The following is a 15603-nucleotide window of genomic DNA, read 5'->3' as shown; positions in this document are numbered from 1 at the left end:
TGGTTCAGTCTTAGGGCAAGTCCCTCAAGGCTGATGGGTCTTAATTAACAAATATCAACACAAAACGTCAGTCTCCAGAGAAGGGTGAAGACTGAGAAGAATCTAGCTGTATCTCGAAAGTTGAGTCGAGACGAAGCAGAATTTCAGGGGAGATTTCAATATTTAATGTTAAGGGCTAGGGTGATTTTAGAGCAGAGTGAGCATAACGCAGAAGAGGACTCATGTCAATAATTATGACGTATATTCTCTTTTTCGTGTGTTGCTTAAGAAATTTCTACAAAGTGTGTTTCGGTCGATCTAGATTGATCGGTGGCTGGCAATTGGAACAGTAAGCAAGCGTTAGCGGTGGTTTGAGCGGCGATCGCCTCCACTTCAACCCCTCGCAGCCGCGCCACTTGTTCCGCTACATATTTAACGTATGCGGGCTGATTGCGCCGTTCACCTCGCTTGGGCACAGGTGCCAAAAACGGACAGTCGGTTTCAATCAAAAGGCGATCGTTGGGAACCAACTGGGCTGATTCATGCACCTGAGTCGCATTCTTAAACGTGACAATGCCACTAAAGCTAATGTAAAACCCCAAGTCAAGAAACCATTGCGTCTCCTCCGGAGTGCCGCTCCAGCAGTGCATCACACCTTGCACAATCCCATGCTCTTTCCAGAAACCTTTAATCAGCTTCGCCATTGCCTCTGCTGCATCTCGACAATGAATGATCACAGGCAAACTAAGCTGACGAGCAACCTTAAGCTGTGCCCAAAACGCCTGTTCCTGAAGTTCTTGGTTGTCTGCCTTATAAAAGTCCAACCCCATTTCACCGATCGCCACCACCCGAGCATCAGACTGAGCGAGTGCCAAAATTTGGCTGGCTGAGTCTGGTGTCCACTGATCCACATCCAGCGGATGTAGCCCCACTGCAAAAAATAGTTCTGGGAACCGATCTGCTAAGGCTTGAATCTGCTCAAACTCGGAAGGCGTGACGCAAGAGTGAACCAAGCGTACTACTCCTGCATCTCGCCAGTTTTGAGCCACAGCATCTAGGTCGGGCTGAAAGCTATCAAAGTTAATATGAACGTGGGTGTCGATTAGCTGCATGAGGGGGTCAAATTATACAGGAATCAACACAAGAACAAGGAGAAAGACGAAAGGCTAGGACGCTGAAGCTTCCTGAGCTTTCAGCGCTCTAGCAAGGCGTGCTTTTTTGCGGGCACCCGTGTTGGGATGAATCACACCTCGCTTGACCGCGCGATCGATTTTGCTAAAAGCAACAGACATGGAGGTTTCAACAGCCTGCTGAGCTTCAGGAGACGGATTTGCCTGATGAGCGCTCATCGCAGCCAGGGACTTTTTCATCAGCGTTCTAACCGCCGACTTATAGGATTTATTCCGAAGACGATTGCGTTCTGCAATGTCAACGCGTTTGATCGCAGATTTAATATTTGCCACAATTAATGCTTTTGGGGATAGTTCTTTCAGCGATCAACTATCATAGCGGACAACCTGAACTAAAAGCTAGCAAACTTTATATTCGTCCAATCTCTACTCTTGCAACTCATCCTTCAACTTCCTTAAAATCCAGTTAAGCTATAAGGAATCGTGCTGGAGCTAGTTTGCTTTTCTGAATATATTTTTCTCAATATACATTCCGAATATGCCTAGTTGTTTGGCAAGTTTTTAAGAATCTAGAGTCATCCGTTCTACCCCAACGAGGCGATGCTGCGAATTATTACTCAGCGAGCTGAGGCACTAACCGAACTGCACCGAATCTGCGATCGCACCCACGACGACCAGGTTGTCCATAAAGAGGCAACAGTCCGCGAAGTGCTCCAATCTGTCAAACGGCAAGGAAATCGGGCAGTCCTCCATTACACTGAAGAATACGACCAAGTTCAGTTGAAAGCCGAAGAACTGCGGGTTAGTGGTTCTGAGCTAGATGCAGCATATCAGCAGGTTTCTAAGGAGCTACTGGGTGCGATTCGACTGGCTTGTCGGCAGGTAGAAGCATTCCACCGCCAGCGAGTGCCCAAAAGCTGGGTTCATTTTGGTGAAGATGAAGTGGTTCTGGGCAAGCGTTATACGCCTGTGGACAAAGCTGGACTTTATATTCCGGGTGGGCGGGCGGCTTACCCCAGTACAGTCATCATGAATGCTATCCCAGCTAGGGTGGCAAAGGTGCCGCGCATCGTGATTACGACACCGCCCACGGCTGATAAGACCATTAATCCGGCGGTACTGGTGGCGGCACAAGAAGCAGGGGTTCAGGAAATTTATCGGGTGGGGGGCGCACAAGCGATCGCTGCTCTTGCCTATGGCACTGAAACAATCCCGAAGGTGGATGTAATCACAGGGCCTGGCAATATTTACGTCACTCTCGCTAAGAAGCTAGTCTATGGCACAGTAGGCATTGATTCGTTGGCAGGGCCCTCAGAAGTGCTAATTATTGCCGATTCTGCTGCTAATCCTATCCATGTTGCAGTAGATTTGCTGGCGCAGGCAGAGCATGACCCAATGGCAGCGGCAATTTTGCTGACAACAGATGCAGATTTAGCAATTCAGGTGGTGGCTGAGGTCAAACAGCAGCTGATTAACCATCCTCGTAAAATTTTGACCGAGAAGGCGATCGCCCATTACGGTTTAGTCGTTGTGGTTGATTCTCTAAAGACCGCTGCTGAACTCTCGAACGAATTTGCTCCTGAACATTTAGAGCTAGAAGTCGAAGATCCTTGGAGCCTACTAGAACAGATCCGGCACGCTGGAGCAATTTTCTTAGGGAACTCTACGCCTGAAGCCGTGGGGGATTACTTGGCTGGTCCTAACCACACGCTGCCTACGTCAGGCTCAGCGCGCTATGCCTCGCCGCTGGGGGTAGAGACGTTTATGAAGCACTCTAGTTTGATTCAGTACTCCGATGTGGCGCTGCAAAAAATGGCAGGGGCGATCGAGCTTTTGGCGACAGCCGAAGGCTTATCTTCCCACGCAGATTCTGTCAGGCTAAGAACTCAGGAGGAAGAGCCTTAATATAGGAAAAGTCTCTATGAGGAAAATCCACTGTGCTGAAAAAGATTTTGGTGGCTTTGGATAGCTCTGACCTTTCGGAACTGGTGGTTCAAACCTTGCTGCAATTTCAGCTTCAACCTCAAACTGAAATCATTATTGCCCATGTTGTTTTCAACGCAGGCAACAACCCTGATATTGCTGCCGATCGCCCTCAAGTCGAAACAGAGTCGATTTCCCACGAGGCTTTGGTCAAGCTCCAGGCATATCAGGCAGTTTTGCCATGTAAAAGCGAACTAGAAATCGTCACAGGCGATCCGGCTGAAGAAATTACTCGCCTCGCCAATATCCACAAGGTTGACATGATTGTGATTGGCAGTCGAGGGCTGACGGGAATGAGCCGGATTTTACAAGGTTCGGTGAGTGGTCAGGTTGCTGAAGAAGCCCATTGTTCAGTGCTGATCGTTAAACCCTTCACTTAAACCCTTAAGCGATCGCCATTGATTCTAAGACACCTTTGAAAACGCTTAGCCCCTCGGTGTTACCCAGCATTAGGTCGGCAGCGCGTTCGGGGTGAGGCATCATGCCCATAACGTTGCCGCGACGGTTGCAGATGCCAGCAATGTTGTTGAGGGAGCCATTCGGGTTTCCGGCAGGACTAATCTCGCCAGTGGGCGTACAGTAGCGAAAGAGAATTTGATGATGGCTTTCTAAATCTGCCAAGGTTTCGGCATCGGCGTAGTAGTTGCCTTCTCCATGGGCGATCGGTAGCGTAACAATCTGTCCTGGCTGGTAGCTCTGTGTCCAGGGAGAGTCTGTGCGCTCGACGCGGAGAGGAACGCGATCGCAGACAAAGTGCAAGTCTCGATTACGCATCAGTGCGCCTGGGAGCAAGCCTGCTTCTGTAAGGACTTGGAACCCGTTGCAGATGCCCATCACCAGCTTGCCTTGTTCAGCATGTTGAACAGTAGCTTGCAAGGCAGGAGAAAAGCGAGCGATCGCGCCGCAGCGAAGATAGTCGCCGTAGCTAAAGCCACCCGGAATAATCACCACGTCCAAGTCGGAGAGATCACTCTCTTCATGCCAGACCATGCGCGTTGGCTGATGCAGGAGATCGCGGACGACCATCGCAATGTCGCGATCGCAGTTTGAGCCTGGGAAGACGATGACACCGAATTTCATGGGAGGTTCCTATGGGCTAATGCTTTTTAGAATAGCGCCTCGGTTGTCTGACCGGGCAGGGGTGGAGATGATTAGGGGGTTGGGTTGCTGTCAGCAATAATCGATCGGATGCCCTCCATTGTGGCAGGAATAGCGCGGGGATCCATGAACATGACTTTGCTGCTGGCGCTGGCACCAATTTTGCTACCCATGTCGAGGTAGTTTTGCGCCATCAGAAACTGGAGAGCTTCGCGGGCGTTGGGGTCAACCTGAAGAGTTTTGGCAATAATTTGGAGAGCCTCGGCAGTAGCTTGAGCTTTCAAAACTTGCTCCTGACGTGCGGCTTGGGCACGAAGGACAGTCGCTTTTTGCTCAGCTTCGGCACTCATAATGACCGACTTTTGCTGAGCCTCAGCATTCAGAACTTGGGCATCCGCTTTTCCTCTAGCGCTGTTGACGGCAGATTCGCGTTCACCTTCAGAGGTGAGAATAGCGGCTCGTTTGCGGCGCTCAGCAGACATTTGTAGCTCCATGGCTTCTTGCACAGCCTTAGAGGGAATGATGTCACGAAGTTCAACGCGAGTCACTTTTACGCCCCAGGGGTCGGTGGCAACATCCAGTTCACGCAGCAGGAGTTCGTTAATTTCAGAACGGGCAGTAAAGGTTTCATCAAGTTCTAGCTGACCCATCTCAGCACGAATTTGGGTCAAAATCACGTTGATCATTGCAGACTGAATATCTTGCACTTTGTAGTAAGCCTTTTCCATATCAACAATGCGCCAATAGACGACGGCATCGACAGAGATAGAAACGTTGTCCCGAGTAATGCAGGATTGGGGAGGAATATCGATGACTTTCTCGCGGATGGTTTCCTGATAAGCAATGCGATCGACAAACGGAAACGTAAAGTTTAGCCCTGGTGAAAGTTTTTTATTGTAACTGCCCAGTCGCTCCACTAGCGCTTCGTTGCCCTGATTAACGATTCTGACCGATCCTGCTAAGCCGGCTCCGCCTAGAGCGACAATAATGAATGCAAAAAATCCTTCCATGTTAACCTCTAGCTGTGTTTAAGACTGGCTGTATTTAGGAATTGTTTCAAGAATGTAGTAATTTAAGAATGCAGTAAGTTTTCGGGCATAACGATGAGGGTCGTTCCTCGGCGCTCTATCACGTAAACCTTTTGATTGGCGGCGATCGCCATTTCTTCATCAGCGCACCGCCCTTGCCAGGAGTTCCCTTCATACAACACTCGTCCTGTTTGTCCTGGCAAAATTCCCGTCAAAGTCCTGGCTTCTTTAGAATCATCAATAGTTCGGTTTTGGGGTTTGGGCAGAAAGCGACGCAGTAAAAGCGTCAAGCTAATCGACAGTGCCAGCCAAACACCCACCTGAATTCCTACGGATGGAATGAATCGAGCCAGGATCGCGACAAGGATGGCACTCATTCCCATTGTCAGTTCGATAAATGCAGTAGGGAAAACAAATTCCAACGCACAGAGGGCAATACCTGCAATGAGCCAGAGAAAGGGGAGGGTCATGAGAGAGGATGGGGAAAGAGCTAAGGAAATTAAGAGAGCCAAACTGAGGGCGATCGCAAATAATACGGGCATTCTGACGCACTTCCAGGGTCAGGGTTCCCAAACTAACTGCCTAAGACATCATGCCTAATCATGGTTGTAGGCTAACAAAGATTGATTAAGGACGAACTAAAGGTAAACAATCATTAAGTTTCAGGTTCGATTCAGAGCGAAATAGATTTTGAGCCTTAAGTTTTGAGTCTCTCTGATCTTTAAAGCCCATAAGTTTAGAAGCCCATAAATTTAGAAGCCCACAAGTTTAGAAGCCCCAAGTTTAACTTTCAGGGTTAATCTTTATAACTAATTGAGTTCAGCGCCCTAGAACCCATGACAAACGATCGTCCTATCCGTCCGCCATCGCCCACGCTAGATTCTCCGGTTAGTCCACCTTTGTATATGCAGTGTTCTAATTTGGGGTGTCTCTATCCTAATAATGTTTTGGGGAAGCGGGTCTGCGATCGCTGCCAAGCTCCGTTAGAGTACCGCTACTTATGGGCGATCGGCGAATCTGTGACGCAAATTCCAGCAGGCGAATTAGTTAGCGATCGCTACGTCGTCATGGGTTCAAATATTTGGCTAGAAACAAAGCCGACTCAAGCTCCCGATATTCCCATCTTTCCCGATGGAGTACAGCCCTACCTCCAGCTTTATCCACATCAACTCCATGTGCCAGGCATGTATGGCTTTTGCATTTTGGCACAAGATCCCATCTTCCTTTTAAACAACGTTCCTGTTGATGCCTCAGGAAAACTCTATTCTGCCCTTGCCTCGGAATGGTCTTCGACTTCAGCGGTTCGCCAGGTCTACTGGCTTTGGCAGATGCTGCAACTGTGGGAACCGCTAAAGCAACAGGGGGTAGCGACCAGCCTTCTCGTACCCGACAACCTCCGAGTAGAGGGTTGGCGAGTCCGACTCTGTGAGTTAATTCCCGATCGCCTGACCTCGCCACAGCTTAAAGATTTAGCGAACTGTTGGCGACCCTGGATTGCCTACGCCCAGCCCCCCGTAGCCAAAGCACTGCAAGCGTTTATTCAAAACATGCAGTTTGCCGAAGCGACTCAGGCAGATTTGGCGACCTTTAGCGTTGCAGCGGCGATCGCCTCCCACGGCACAGTGCCCCTTACCCTGAGCGCCCAACTCAACCAAATTTTATTGGAACAAGCAGCACGGCAACCCCTTCACCTAGAAATTTTTGGAGCAACGACCACGGGGCCCCAACGTGACCATAACGAAGACGCTTGCTTTCCTAGTTCGCCAATGCCTGCGTCGGTGCCAGACAAACTGCTGCCCCATGTCGGGATTATTTGCGATGGCATTGGTGGGCACGAAGGCGGCGAGGTTGCCAGTCAACTGGCGTTAAGTTCGCTCAAAATTCAGATCAGTGCTTTAATTCAGGAACATACCAACAAGCCCCCGACGAGTCCAGCAGTCATTGAACAGCAACTTGCCTCCATTGTCCGGGTTACCAACAACCTGATTTCTGCCCGCAACAATACTCAAGACCGAGAGATGCGGCAACGGATGGGCACCACCTTGGTCATGGCAATTCAATTGCCCCAAAGTATTGCAGGCAGCCACAACGCCCATGAGCTATACCTGGTAAACGTCGGAGACAGCCGTGCCTATTGGATTACGCCGCACTACTGCCATACGCTGACGGTAGATGATGATGTGGTAACGCGAGAAGTGTCTATGGGGCGATATCTTTATGCAGAGGCAAGGCAAAGACCCGATTCTGGCGCTCTGACGCAAGCCTTAGGAACGCGCGCAGGAGAATTACTTCATCCAAAAGTGCGGCGATTCATTGTAGAGGAGGATGGATTGCTGCTGCTGTGTTCGGATGGATTGAGTGATGGCGATCGCGTGGAGCAAAGTTGGGAAAACAACTCGCGCCAAGTCCTCCGGGGCGAGGTTTCCTTGGAACAGGCAGTGCGATCTTGGATCGATTTAGCCAACAAAAAGAACGGTCACGACAACACCTCAGTTGTGATGTTGCGCTGTCGCGTTACCGATGCACCCTTTGAGGCTGCGTTAATAGAAGACCCGGAAGATGATCCGATGATGGACACGGCAGATCCTGAAGACTTTACAGCCGCATCCCGCGCCCTACTCTATGGCAATGATAGTAATTTAGAAGAGCCGCCTCTAGAACAACCCTCTATTCCTAACGAACCGATCGCCATTCCTAAGCCCATGAATTTTGGGGCGGTTCTCGTGCTCGGCATCATTGGCATTGTCTTAGGAGGATTCAGCATTATTGTTTTGCAGCAGCTTACCCAAAGTAGATTGAGCCAACCTGAACCGTTGCCTCTACCGTCTCAACAATTGCCTAGTCCATCTCCAGACTCTAACTAGGATTGTCAAGGCAGAGATGAGGGCGATCGCTTCGAGAGCAGAACCAGGAGCCACCCTCGATCAACAATCAGGTTTCTCGAAGATGGGAAAGGAACATGATGTGCAAAAATGATGAAGTGTCGTGATCAACAGCAAAAATGGATATGACACTCCCAGTGCAGGTTTTCAAAGAGAGATGACTAAAAGGCTATGAAAGTTGGCGATCGCGTTCGAGTCAAAGAATCTGTTGTGGTTTATCACTACCCCGCCCATCGAAACGAAGCCTTTGACCTTAAGGGTTTAGAGGGTGAGGTGGTGGGTATTGCCTCAGAGTGGCATGGCAAACCTATCAGTGCAAACTTTCCCCTCTTAGTAAAATTTGAGGGCAAGTTTAAGGCGCATTTACGAGATACCGAGCTGGAATCGATCTAAATTTCAACTTTTCCTAAATCTCAACCACCACGGGCGCATGGTCGCTCGGCTTCTCTAGTTTGCGGGGAGCAATATCGATAGTGCAGCTTTTTGCCTGCTCATACAAGTTTGGCGACAAGTAGTGGTGATCAATCCGCCAGCCCAAATTTCGCCGAAAGGCGGCGGCTCGATAATCCCACCAGCTAAACTGCCCTTCTTCTGGGTTAAATTTGCGAAAGGCATCAGATAAGCCCAAATCAAAAATTGCCTGTTGCAACGCTTGCCGTTCTATATCGGAAGCCATAATGCACTGTTCTCGCCCTACGGGATCATGGATATCGCGGTCTTCGGGAGCAACATTGAAATCGCCGCACACTAACAAATTGGAGTGCTGCATCATGAGCGCCTTCAAATAGTTTCGTAGCATCCCTAACCAACGCAGTTTGTACACATACTTTTCACTACCGATCGCCGAGCCATTGGGCACATAAAGATCAACAATTCGCACGCCATCTAACACGCCCGTAATGATACGTTTTTGATCATCTAAATCACCGACGATCGCTTCTCCCAAAACGGGCGTAAAACCCATGCTGACCTCGGTTAGGGGCGATCGGCTGAGCAATGCCACCCCGTTATAAGACTTTTGCCCTGAAACATAAGTGTGGTAGCCCAAAGCCTCAATAGGTAACTTAGGAAAATCTTGATCGACAACCTTTGTTTCTTGCACGCATAACACGTCTACTGGATTATCCTCTAACCATCCCACCAGATGTTCCAACCGAGTGCGAATTGAGTTAACGTTCCACGTAGCAATTTTCATGACAGGCGCAGTAAATACTAGCTTATAGATTAAATCATCTCATTGCTGATCACGCCCAACAATATTCCAGGTCTTGATAAATTCACGGTTACAGGCGCGGTCATTTGAAAAATGATTTCTTGAATGCCGTATTTTTCACGCACAGAAGCCTGCATTTCTGCTAGTAAGCGATCGCGCTCCTCCCCATCTCGAATATCCACGGTCAACTCAGCAAATAGCGCTTCCTGACCCAGGGCGATCGTCCAGACATAAAGGCGATCGACTGCCTTCACGCCTAAGAACTCTTGCAGATGAGTCTGAATTTGCTCTACATCTAGATGAGGCGGCGTTTTTTCGAGCAAAATATTGCAACTTTGCCGAATGATCGGAATTGCCCCAATTCCAATAAACACGGCAACGCTGAGGCTAATCGCTCCATCTGCCCAGTTCCAATGGAGTAGCCAAACCGCGATCGCTGCCCCAATGACTCCCACCGAGCTAACGGCATCCGCCACCATGTGCAGAAAAGCCCCTTGCAAGTTGAGATCATGATGGCTATCATCGTGCAGTAAGAAAGCGTTGAGGCTGTTCACGCCCAGACCCACGACCGCCGTGACTAACATCGGCAAGCTCAGAATTTCGGTAGGCGGCTCTCGAAGGTGGGCGATCGCTTCCCAGGCAATCAAACCCGCTACAACCATCAAGCTTACTCCATTCGCCAATGCCGCCAAAATTTCGACCCGTCGATACCCAAACGTCGCCTGATGCGAAACAGGCAATTGCGCCAGCCAAGTTGCTAACAGCGCCACTCCTAACGCTAAGGCATCCGAGAGCATATGCCCTGACTCTGCCAGGAGCGCCAAACTATGGCTAAACAACCCCACCAACAGTTCTGCAACGGCAAAAATGCTAATCAACGCCAGCGCGATCCAAAGCTGTCGAATTTTGCGGGAAGGGGGTTCAGTGCAATCGCAACTAGGACGGCAGAAATGGGAATGAAAGTGCATTTTTTCGATACGCTGGAAAAGGTCTTGTTCAGGAAAAGTGTGAGATGGCAGTTTATCAGGTTCGGTTGGTGAATCCGGCGATCGCCCTCGATCGCACTCTGTCAGTGCCCGATGACCAATATATTCTAGATATTGCCGAAGATGCAGGCATCCGGTTGCCTGCGGGCTGCAAATTGGGAGAATGTTCGGGCTGTGTTGCCAAGCTGCTAGAGGGAGAAGTCGAGCAAGCCGAGCAAAAGTTCCTGCGATCGCCTGAATTAGCCGCCGGATACACAGTCACTTGCGTTGCCTACCCGCGCTCCGACTGCACTTTGCTAACTCATCAGGAGCAGGTTTTGTATGGCACTTCATTGTACTATGCCCCAAAAACCGATGTGCCCAAGGATTAATGACGTTTCTGAATCACTATATGAAATCCAGTTCCCCTGCCCTCTTAGGGAAGGGGCTAGGGGTTAGGTTTCGTCGGCAACGCAGCTAGACCTCTCCCCAAACCCCTTTCCTTCAGGCGAGGGGCTTTGAGTAGGTTCATACTTTTGAGGTAATGTCAGATTAATGCAATAAACCTGAACTTTTGTAACAGCTTGGTAAGGCTGGTTACAGAGAGGCGATCGCGCAATGGTAGGCTAGCATCTACGCTTAAAAACTCGACTTAGCATTACTAGCATTAATTGACGGAGTTGCAATGACCGGATTCAATCAAGTTCCCTGTTTGCTTCGGGCTGCACGCGGCGAAGCAGTAGAGCGTCCTCCCGTCTGGATGATGCGCCAAGCGGGACGCTACATGAAAGAGTATCGGGAACTGCGCGATCGCCATCCCTCTTTCCGAGAGCGCTCCGAGAATCCAGAGATCGCCGTAGAAATTTCACTACAACCTTGGCGCGCGTTTCGACCCGATGGCGTAATTTTGTTTTCAGACATTTTGACTCCGCTCCCTGGAATCGGCATTCCCTTCGACATTATTGAGAGCAAAGGGCCCATCATTGAGCCAGCTATTCGGACTCAGGCACAAATCGATCAACTTTACGAAATCGAGCCGGAAGAATCGATGCCGTTCATCCGCACTATTTTGCAAACCCTGCGGCAAGAAGTGGGCAATGAGGCAACGGTGCTAGGGTTTGTCGGCGCCCCCTGGACTTTGGCAGCTTATGCCGTTGAGGGGAAAAGCTCGAAAGACTACAGCATCATCAAGGGCATGGCGTTTTCTGAGCCAGCTATGTTGCATCAACTCTTGAGTAAGCTTGCCGATGCGATCGCCGCCTACGCTTGCTACCAAATTGAGTCGGGCGCACAGATTGTGCAAATGTTTGATTCTTGGGCAGGGCAACTCAGTCCTCAAGACTACGATGCTTTTGCCCTACCCTATCAGCAGCAGGTCGTTCGTCAAGTCAAAGCTAAGCATCCTGACACCCCAATGATTCTCTACATCAGCGGCAGTGCAGGCGTGTTAGAGCGCATGGGTCAATCGGGCGTAGATATCATCAGCGTTGATTGGACAGTAGATATGGCGGAAGCGCGGCAACGGCTGGGTTCTAACATGATGGTGCAAGGTAACATTGACCCTTGCGTGCTGTTTGGCTCAAAAGCATTGATCCGCGATCGCATCCTCGACACGGTTCGCAAAGCTGGTAGACGAGGACACATCCTCAATTTGGGTCATGGCATTTTACCCAAAACCCCAGAAGAAAACGCGGCATACTTCTTTGAAACAGCAAAGCAAGTGGATCAACTGCTAGCGGTTCCAGCCTAGGCTGTCACACCAAACCTGTTACACCAAGACTGTTACGCTAACACCGTCACGCCTTTCAAATAATCGGCAAGCTGGCGATCGTGGTCATGGGATAGTTCACCCTGGGGAATTTCTCCAAGTTTGAATGCCTTCACGTCCAAGACTTCCAGCTTGTCCTGCGCCAGCATGGTACCCTCCACCGCCGCCTCAACCAAAACGCAAATGGAATGAAACCGGGGATCGCGCGTTGGGTCAGAATATACGCCAACGAGCCGCTTAATATTAACTAGATTTAGTCCCGTCTCTTCGGTCAATTCCCGCTTCACCGAGGTCGGGATATCTTCGCCCCAATCTACAATGCCACCCGGAAAGCTCCAACGACCGTTATCTCGGCGCTGAATCAAGACAATTCGCCCATCGGGCAGCACGGGTACAATGCTAGTGCCCGTAATCGGATGCCGAAAAATTATGCCCAGCGCTGCCTGGACGAACCGCTGTAACTGTTGCATGGGGATTTTTTAGGTTTGTGGGTTGGTCACATCAGCCAACACTTCGACTGCGTGACTTTCGGGAGTAACCTTAAGGTAAATCTTCTCGATGTTCCCGTTAGGGCCAACCAAAAAAGAATTACGGCTGATACCCATATATTCTTTACCCATAAACTTTTTCAGCCCATAACTCTCATAAGCCGTTGAAACTTTACCATCGGCATCGGTTAAGAGCGGAAAAGGCAAATTAAGTTTTGTTGCAAACTTAGTATGGGCTTTGGCATCGTCTGTACTAATTCCAAGCACGACTGCGTTAGCATCCTGAAAGTCGGAGTAGGCGTTCCGAAAGCCGCACGCTTCTTTAGTGCAACCTGGAGTGTTGTCTCGAGGGTAGAAATAAAGCACGACTCGCCGTCCTCGAAAGTCCGAGAGCTTGACGATATTTCCTGCTCCATCTGGCAATCTGAAGTCTGGCGCGGCATCACCGGGCTGAAGGGGCACAGCAACTCCTTTTATCACACTTCTTTTATTCTTTCTATTTTTTATGGCAAACATAATCTACATTTTAGAGCTAATCGGCTATGGCAGAACAAATCATTGATCCAATCGCTGGGCTAACTTCCAAGGCAGACCTGCGCCGATCGCTCCTCAAAGCTCGTCGTGCCCTTGCTCCTGAGATTTGGCGAACCCAGAGCGATCGCCTCTGCACCCATCTTCAAACCACTCCCCAATTTATTCGAGCACAGACCATTCTGGCTTATACCAGTTTCCGCCAAGAACCGGATCTTAGCTCGCTAATCTATGGCGCTGACAGTTCCAAACGTTGGGGACTGCCTCGGTGTGTGGGAAAATCCCTCACTTGGCACGCTTGGTCGTCCACCTCAAGACCGCTGCAAGCCGGAGCCTACGGAATTTTGGAACCTCACGCCGATGAGCCGATCTTAGAGTTAGAAACAGTAGACTTGATTTTGGTGCCAGCAGTGGCTAGCGATCGCCAGGGCTACCGACTTGGCTACGGCGGTGGCTTTTACGATCGCCTGCTCAGTGACCCTCACTGGGCAACAAAACCGAGCATTAGCATCCTCTTTAACTTTGCGCTGTTGCCCCATTTGCCAATCGACCCGTGGGATCGCCCCCTTCATGCCATCTGTACAGAAGCAGGATTATTTTGGATTAATCGTTAGGAATGCTCCTCGCTAGAATGCTTCTTGCTAGAAGACTCTCCGCTAATATGGGTAAAATGTTTTTCGCTAAGACGTTTCGTTCAGACATTTCGTTAAAGGGGCTGGGAAACTCATGCGCGTGTTTGTTTTGTTGTTTAATGCTCGTACCGAAAATGAAGGCATTCATACCCTCAAGGTAGGCGATCGCAACGTAGTGCTGATGTTTGAGTCAGAAGATGATGCCACTCGGTACGGCTTAATGCTAGAAGCTCAAGACTTTTCTAGCCCAATGGTAGAGTCGTTTGAGTCAGAAGAAATTGAAGACTTCTGCAAAGATTCTGAATATGAATGCAAAATTGTTCCCGAAGGAACGCTTGAACTACCTCCCGAATCTAACGTTGAATCGACTGACTGGCAAGCCGAGGGGGCGCGTCCCATCGAAGATCACTCAGATGAAGACCGCCTCGATCAAGTCTCAGACGAACCAACCGAATTTTCTAACTCAGAACTAGACCGACTTCGACGTAGGCTAGAAGGGTTGCTGTAAGCGATCGCGTCAAACTATTAGCGATCGTGCCTAAACCTTCCAAAATCCAGAACCTACCATGAAAGACTTAGCAGAACGGGGGCATCTTCTCACTGAGCAAGTGAATCCAAATAGCCAAAACCTTGACCAAATGAGCGCCCTAGAGATTGTCGATCTCTTCAACAAAGAAGATGCCCAAACGATCGCCGCCATTGCCAACGCTCGGTTGCAGTTAGCAGAAGCGATCGACCGCACCGCTACAGCACTGCATCAAGGCGGACGGCTTTTTTACATTGGGGCAGGCACCAGCGGCAGATTAGGCGTGTTGGATGCTGCCGAATGTCCGCCGACTTTCTGTACGCCGCCTGAGTTGGTGCAAGGCATCATTGCGGGTGGGGCAGGGGCATTGGTCAGAAGCTCTGAAGCGTTAGAAGACCAGGCGGAAGATGGTAGTCAGGCGATCGCCCGTCGTCACATCACCCACTTAGACGTGGTAGTCGGCATTACTGCGGGCGGCACAACGCCTTACGTCCAGGGCGCGTTACTTGCTGCTCGACAACGGGGAGCCACCACCATTTTTATTGCCTGTGTCCCTCAAACTCAGGTTCGGCTAGACGTTGATGTTGATATTCGTTTGTTAGTAGGGCCTGAAATTTTGGCGGGTTCTACACGGCTAAAAGCTGGCACTGTGACCAAGTTGGCATTAAATATTCTTTCGACTGGGGTCATGGTTAAGCTGGGCAAGGTCTACAGAAATCGCATGGTCGATGTTGCCGTGACCAATAGCAAGCTGCTCGATCGCGCTCTGCGGATTCTCCAAGACCTAACTGACCTGGATCGGGAAGCCGCTAGTATTCTTTTAGAAAAGAGCAATCGTCAGGTCAAACTCGCCCTGCTGATGCATTGGACAGGAGTTAATGGAGAGGAGGGCGATCGCTTGTTGTCAGCACATCAAGGAAATTTGCGGCAAGCTGTGAAGGCGAGCAAAGGAGAATAGGAGAGGGTCTGTTATTCTACCGTCTCTACTCCTATTTCTTCGTTAAGTTCTGGCTCTAGATCCTTTTCCCCAACTTCTGTTATGCCCAAGCTTTTTAAAACATGTTGTGACCAAATCTGTACCTGGGCATTGGGGCAGATGAGCAATTGCTGGCAGAGGGCGATCGCCTGCTCCTTCTGTTCTAAGTTCTGATAAATCTTGACCAAATGCATTTGAGCTCGCAAATATTCTCTAGAATTAGGCACAGCATTTTGACAAAACGTTTCAAAAATTTGAATTGCTTCCTGGTCTTGCCCCTGTTTAAGCGCTTGCAAACCTGCTTCCATTGATGTGGCTGTGCGTGACATACAAAACTCCGCGAAAATGGTGAAGGAACAGCCGCGTTGTCCCTTTTAAGAAGTACCCGCAAATCCACCTTCTTT

At 49.8% G+C, this 15603-nt stretch carries 19 protein-coding genes; 9 read left to right on the top strand and 10 right to left on the bottom strand.

Features of this window, described 5'->3' with window-relative positions:
• Positions 1-263 precede the first annotated feature (263 nt).
• Positions 264-1091, bottom strand: a complete 828-nt coding sequence (locus tag KME11_15200; GenBank protein ID MBW4516555.1) for a TatD family hydrolase — start codon at positions 1089-1091, stop codon at positions 264-266.
• Positions 1092-1145: 54 nt separating this feature from the next.
• Positions 1146-1442: a 30S ribosomal protein S20 gene (gene rpsT, locus KME11_15195; GenBank protein ID MBW4516554.1), complete on the bottom strand. Its 297-nt coding sequence runs from the start codon at positions 1440-1442 to the stop codon at positions 1146-1148.
• A 267-nt stretch (positions 1443-1709) separates the two neighbouring features.
• Between rpsT and hisD the strand changes: the two genes are divergently transcribed.
• Entirely contained in the window at positions 1710-3014 is a 1305-nt protein-coding gene (hisD, locus tag KME11_15190; protein ID MBW4516553.1) for a histidinol dehydrogenase, read from the top strand.
• A 32-nt stretch (positions 3015-3046) separates the two neighbouring features.
• Positions 3047-3472, top strand: coding sequence for a universal stress protein (locus KME11_15185; GenBank protein ID MBW4516552.1), 426 nt, complete (start codon positions 3047-3049; stop codon positions 3470-3472).
• 4 nt (positions 3473-3476) lie between these two features.
• Here the strand turns inward: KME11_15185 and purQ are convergent, their stop codons facing one another.
• The 3 genes from purQ to KME11_15170 form a co-directional block, all read right to left on the bottom strand.
• The gene (purQ, locus tag KME11_15180) at positions 3477-4172 is read right to left on the bottom strand and encodes a phosphoribosylformylglycinamidine synthase subunit PurQ (GenBank protein ID MBW4516551.1); all 696 of its coding nucleotides are present in this window, start codon (positions 4170-4172) and stop codon (positions 3477-3479) included.
• Positions 4173-4243: 71 nt separating this feature from the next.
• Positions 4244-5200 (bottom strand): SPFH/Band 7/PHB domain protein, encoded by a 957-nt coding sequence (locus KME11_15175; protein MBW4516550.1) that lies wholly within the window; start codon positions 5198-5200, stop codon positions 4244-4246.
• A 62-nt stretch (positions 5201-5262) separates the two neighbouring features.
• Positions 5263-5688 carry an NfeD family protein gene (locus tag KME11_15170; GenBank protein ID MBW4516549.1) on the bottom strand — a complete coding sequence of 142 codons (426 nt, stop codon included), beginning with the start codon at positions 5686-5688 and terminating at the stop codon, positions 5263-5265.
• Between the two features lie 366 nt (positions 5689-6054).
• Here KME11_15170 and KME11_15165 point away from each other — a divergent pair, with 366 nt between their 5' ends.
• Together KME11_15165 and KME11_15160 are read left to right on the top strand one after the other, a co-directional pair.
• Entirely contained in the window at positions 6055-8082 is a 2028-nt protein-coding gene (locus tag KME11_15165; GenBank protein ID MBW4516548.1) for a protein phosphatase 2C domain-containing protein, read from the top strand.
• A gap of 189 nt (positions 8083-8271) precedes the next feature.
• A complete protein-coding gene (locus tag KME11_15160) occupies positions 8272-8493 on the top strand; it encodes a ferredoxin-thioredoxin reductase variable chain (GenBank protein ID MBW4516547.1) in 222 nt (73 codons plus the stop codon).
• Positions 8494-8506: 13 nt separating this feature from the next.
• Here KME11_15160 and xth read toward each other — a convergent pair whose 3' ends face one another.
• Together xth and KME11_15150 are read right to left on the bottom strand one after the other, a co-directional pair.
• Positions 8507-9295: an exodeoxyribonuclease III gene (gene xth, locus KME11_15155; GenBank protein MBW4516546.1), complete on the bottom strand. Its 789-nt coding sequence runs from the start codon at positions 9293-9295 to the stop codon at positions 8507-8509.
• A 29-nt stretch (positions 9296-9324) separates the two neighbouring features.
• A complete protein-coding gene (locus KME11_15150; protein MBW4516545.1) occupies positions 9325-10281 on the bottom strand; it encodes a cation diffusion facilitator family transporter in 957 nt (318 codons plus the stop codon).
• A 44-nt stretch (positions 10282-10325) separates the two neighbouring features.
• Between KME11_15150 and KME11_15145 the strand changes: the two genes are divergently transcribed.
• Both KME11_15145 and hemE read left to right on the top strand, forming a co-directional pair.
• Positions 10326-10670, top strand: coding sequence for a 2Fe-2S iron-sulfur cluster binding domain-containing protein (locus tag KME11_15145; protein MBW4516544.1), 345 nt, complete (start codon positions 10326-10328; stop codon positions 10668-10670).
• 293 nt (positions 10671-10963) lie between these two features.
• Positions 10964-12028, top strand: coding sequence for a uroporphyrinogen decarboxylase (hemE, locus tag KME11_15140; GenBank protein MBW4516543.1), 1065 nt, complete (start codon positions 10964-10966; stop codon positions 12026-12028).
• Positions 12029-12060: 32 nt separating this feature from the next.
• Here hemE and KME11_15135 read toward each other — a convergent pair whose 3' ends face one another.
• The gene (locus tag KME11_15135) at positions 12061-12516 is read right to left on the bottom strand and encodes an NUDIX hydrolase (protein ID MBW4516542.1); all 456 of its coding nucleotides are present in this window, start codon (positions 12514-12516) and stop codon (positions 12061-12063) included.
• Positions 12517-12525: 9 nt separating this feature from the next.
• Positions 12526-12996 carry a thioredoxin-dependent thiol peroxidase gene (gene bcp / locus KME11_15130; GenBank protein MBW4516541.1) on the bottom strand — a complete coding sequence of 157 codons (471 nt, stop codon included), beginning with the start codon at positions 12994-12996 and terminating at the stop codon, positions 12526-12528.
• Between the two features lie 80 nt (positions 12997-13076).
• Here bcp and KME11_15125 point away from each other — a divergent pair, with 80 nt between their 5' ends.
• The 3 genes from KME11_15125 (at position 13077) to murQ (ending at position 15181) form a co-directional block, all read left to right on the top strand.
• Positions 13077-13679, top strand: a complete 603-nt coding sequence (locus KME11_15125) for a 5-formyltetrahydrofolate cyclo-ligase (GenBank protein ID MBW4516540.1) — start codon at positions 13077-13079, stop codon at positions 13677-13679.
• A 112-nt stretch (positions 13680-13791) separates the two neighbouring features.
• The gene (locus KME11_15120; GenBank protein ID MBW4516539.1) at positions 13792-14205 is read left to right on the top strand and encodes a DUF3110 domain-containing protein; all 414 of its coding nucleotides are present in this window, start codon (positions 13792-13794) and stop codon (positions 14203-14205) included.
• 58 nt (positions 14206-14263) lie between these two features.
• Positions 14264-15181, top strand: coding sequence for an N-acetylmuramic acid 6-phosphate etherase (murQ, locus tag KME11_15115; GenBank protein ID MBW4516538.1), 918 nt, complete (start codon positions 14264-14266; stop codon positions 15179-15181).
• Positions 15182-15192: 11 nt separating this feature from the next.
• Here the strand turns inward: murQ and KME11_15110 are convergent, their stop codons facing one another.
• Positions 15193-15528, bottom strand: a complete 336-nt coding sequence (locus KME11_15110; GenBank protein ID MBW4516537.1) for a hypothetical protein — start codon at positions 15526-15528, stop codon at positions 15193-15195.
• Positions 15529-15603 lie beyond the last annotated feature (75 nt).

This window comes from Timaviella obliquedivisa GSE-PSE-MK23-08B (assembly GCA_019358855.1).
GTDB classification, from domain to species: Bacteria; Cyanobacteriota; Cyanobacteriia; order Elainellales; family Elainellaceae; genus Timaviella; species Timaviella obliquedivisa.
The sequence above is the reverse complement of the archived record's forward strand: the minus strand, read 5'-3'. Positions and strand labels throughout refer to the sequence as shown.

Bases quoted from the DNA above. Each gene is read 5' to 3' on its own strand.
- hemE (MBW4516543.1), top strand. From the start codon at position 10,964: ATGACCGGATTCAATCAAGTTCCCTGTTTGCTTCGGGCTGCACGCGGC.
- KME11_15150 (MBW4516545.1), bottom strand. From the start codon at position 10,281: ATGCACTTTCATTCCCATTTCTGCCGTCCTAGTTGCGATTGCACTGAA.
- KME11_15175 (MBW4516550.1), bottom strand. From the start codon at position 5,200: ATGGAAGGATTTTTTGCATTCATTATTGTCGCTCTAGGCGGAGCCGGC.
- KME11_15120 (MBW4516539.1), top strand. From the start codon at position 13,792: ATGCGCGTGTTTGTTTTGTTGTTTAATGCTCGTACCGAAAATGAAGGC.
- hisD (MBW4516553.1), top strand. From the start codon at position 1,710: ATGCTGCGAATTATTACTCAGCGAGCTGAGGCACTAACCGAACTGCAC.
- KME11_15125 (MBW4516540.1), top strand. From the start codon at position 13,077: ATGGCAGAACAAATCATTGATCCAATCGCTGGGCTAACTTCCAAGGCA.
- KME11_15135 (MBW4516542.1), bottom strand. From the start codon at position 12,516: ATGCAACAGTTACAGCGGTTCGTCCAGGCAGCGCTGGGCATAATTTTT.
- KME11_15160 (MBW4516547.1), top strand. From the start codon at position 8,272: ATGAAAGTTGGCGATCGCGTTCGAGTCAAAGAATCTGTTGTGGTTTAT.
- KME11_15145 (MBW4516544.1), top strand. From the start codon at position 10,326: ATGGCAGTTTATCAGGTTCGGTTGGTGAATCCGGCGATCGCCCTCGAT.
- KME11_15170 (MBW4516549.1), bottom strand. From the start codon at position 5,688: ATGACCCTCCCCTTTCTCTGGCTCATTGCAGGTATTGCCCTCTGTGCG.
- KME11_15165 (MBW4516548.1), top strand. From the start codon at position 6,055: ATGACAAACGATCGTCCTATCCGTCCGCCATCGCCCACGCTAGATTCT.
- purQ (MBW4516551.1), bottom strand. From the start codon at position 4,172: ATGAAATTCGGTGTCATCGTCTTCCCAGGCTCAAACTGCGATCGCGAC.
- KME11_15200 (MBW4516555.1), bottom strand. From the start codon at position 1,091: ATGCAGCTAATCGACACCCACGTTCATATTAACTTTGATAGCTTTCAG.
- xth (MBW4516546.1), bottom strand. From the start codon at position 9,295: ATGAAAATTGCTACGTGGAACGTTAACTCAATTCGCACTCGGTTGGAA.
- murQ (MBW4516538.1), top strand. From the start codon at position 14,264: ATGAAAGACTTAGCAGAACGGGGGCATCTTCTCACTGAGCAAGTGAAT.
- KME11_15110 (MBW4516537.1), bottom strand. From the start codon at position 15,528: ATGTCACGCACAGCCACATCAATGGAAGCAGGTTTGCAAGCGCTTAAA.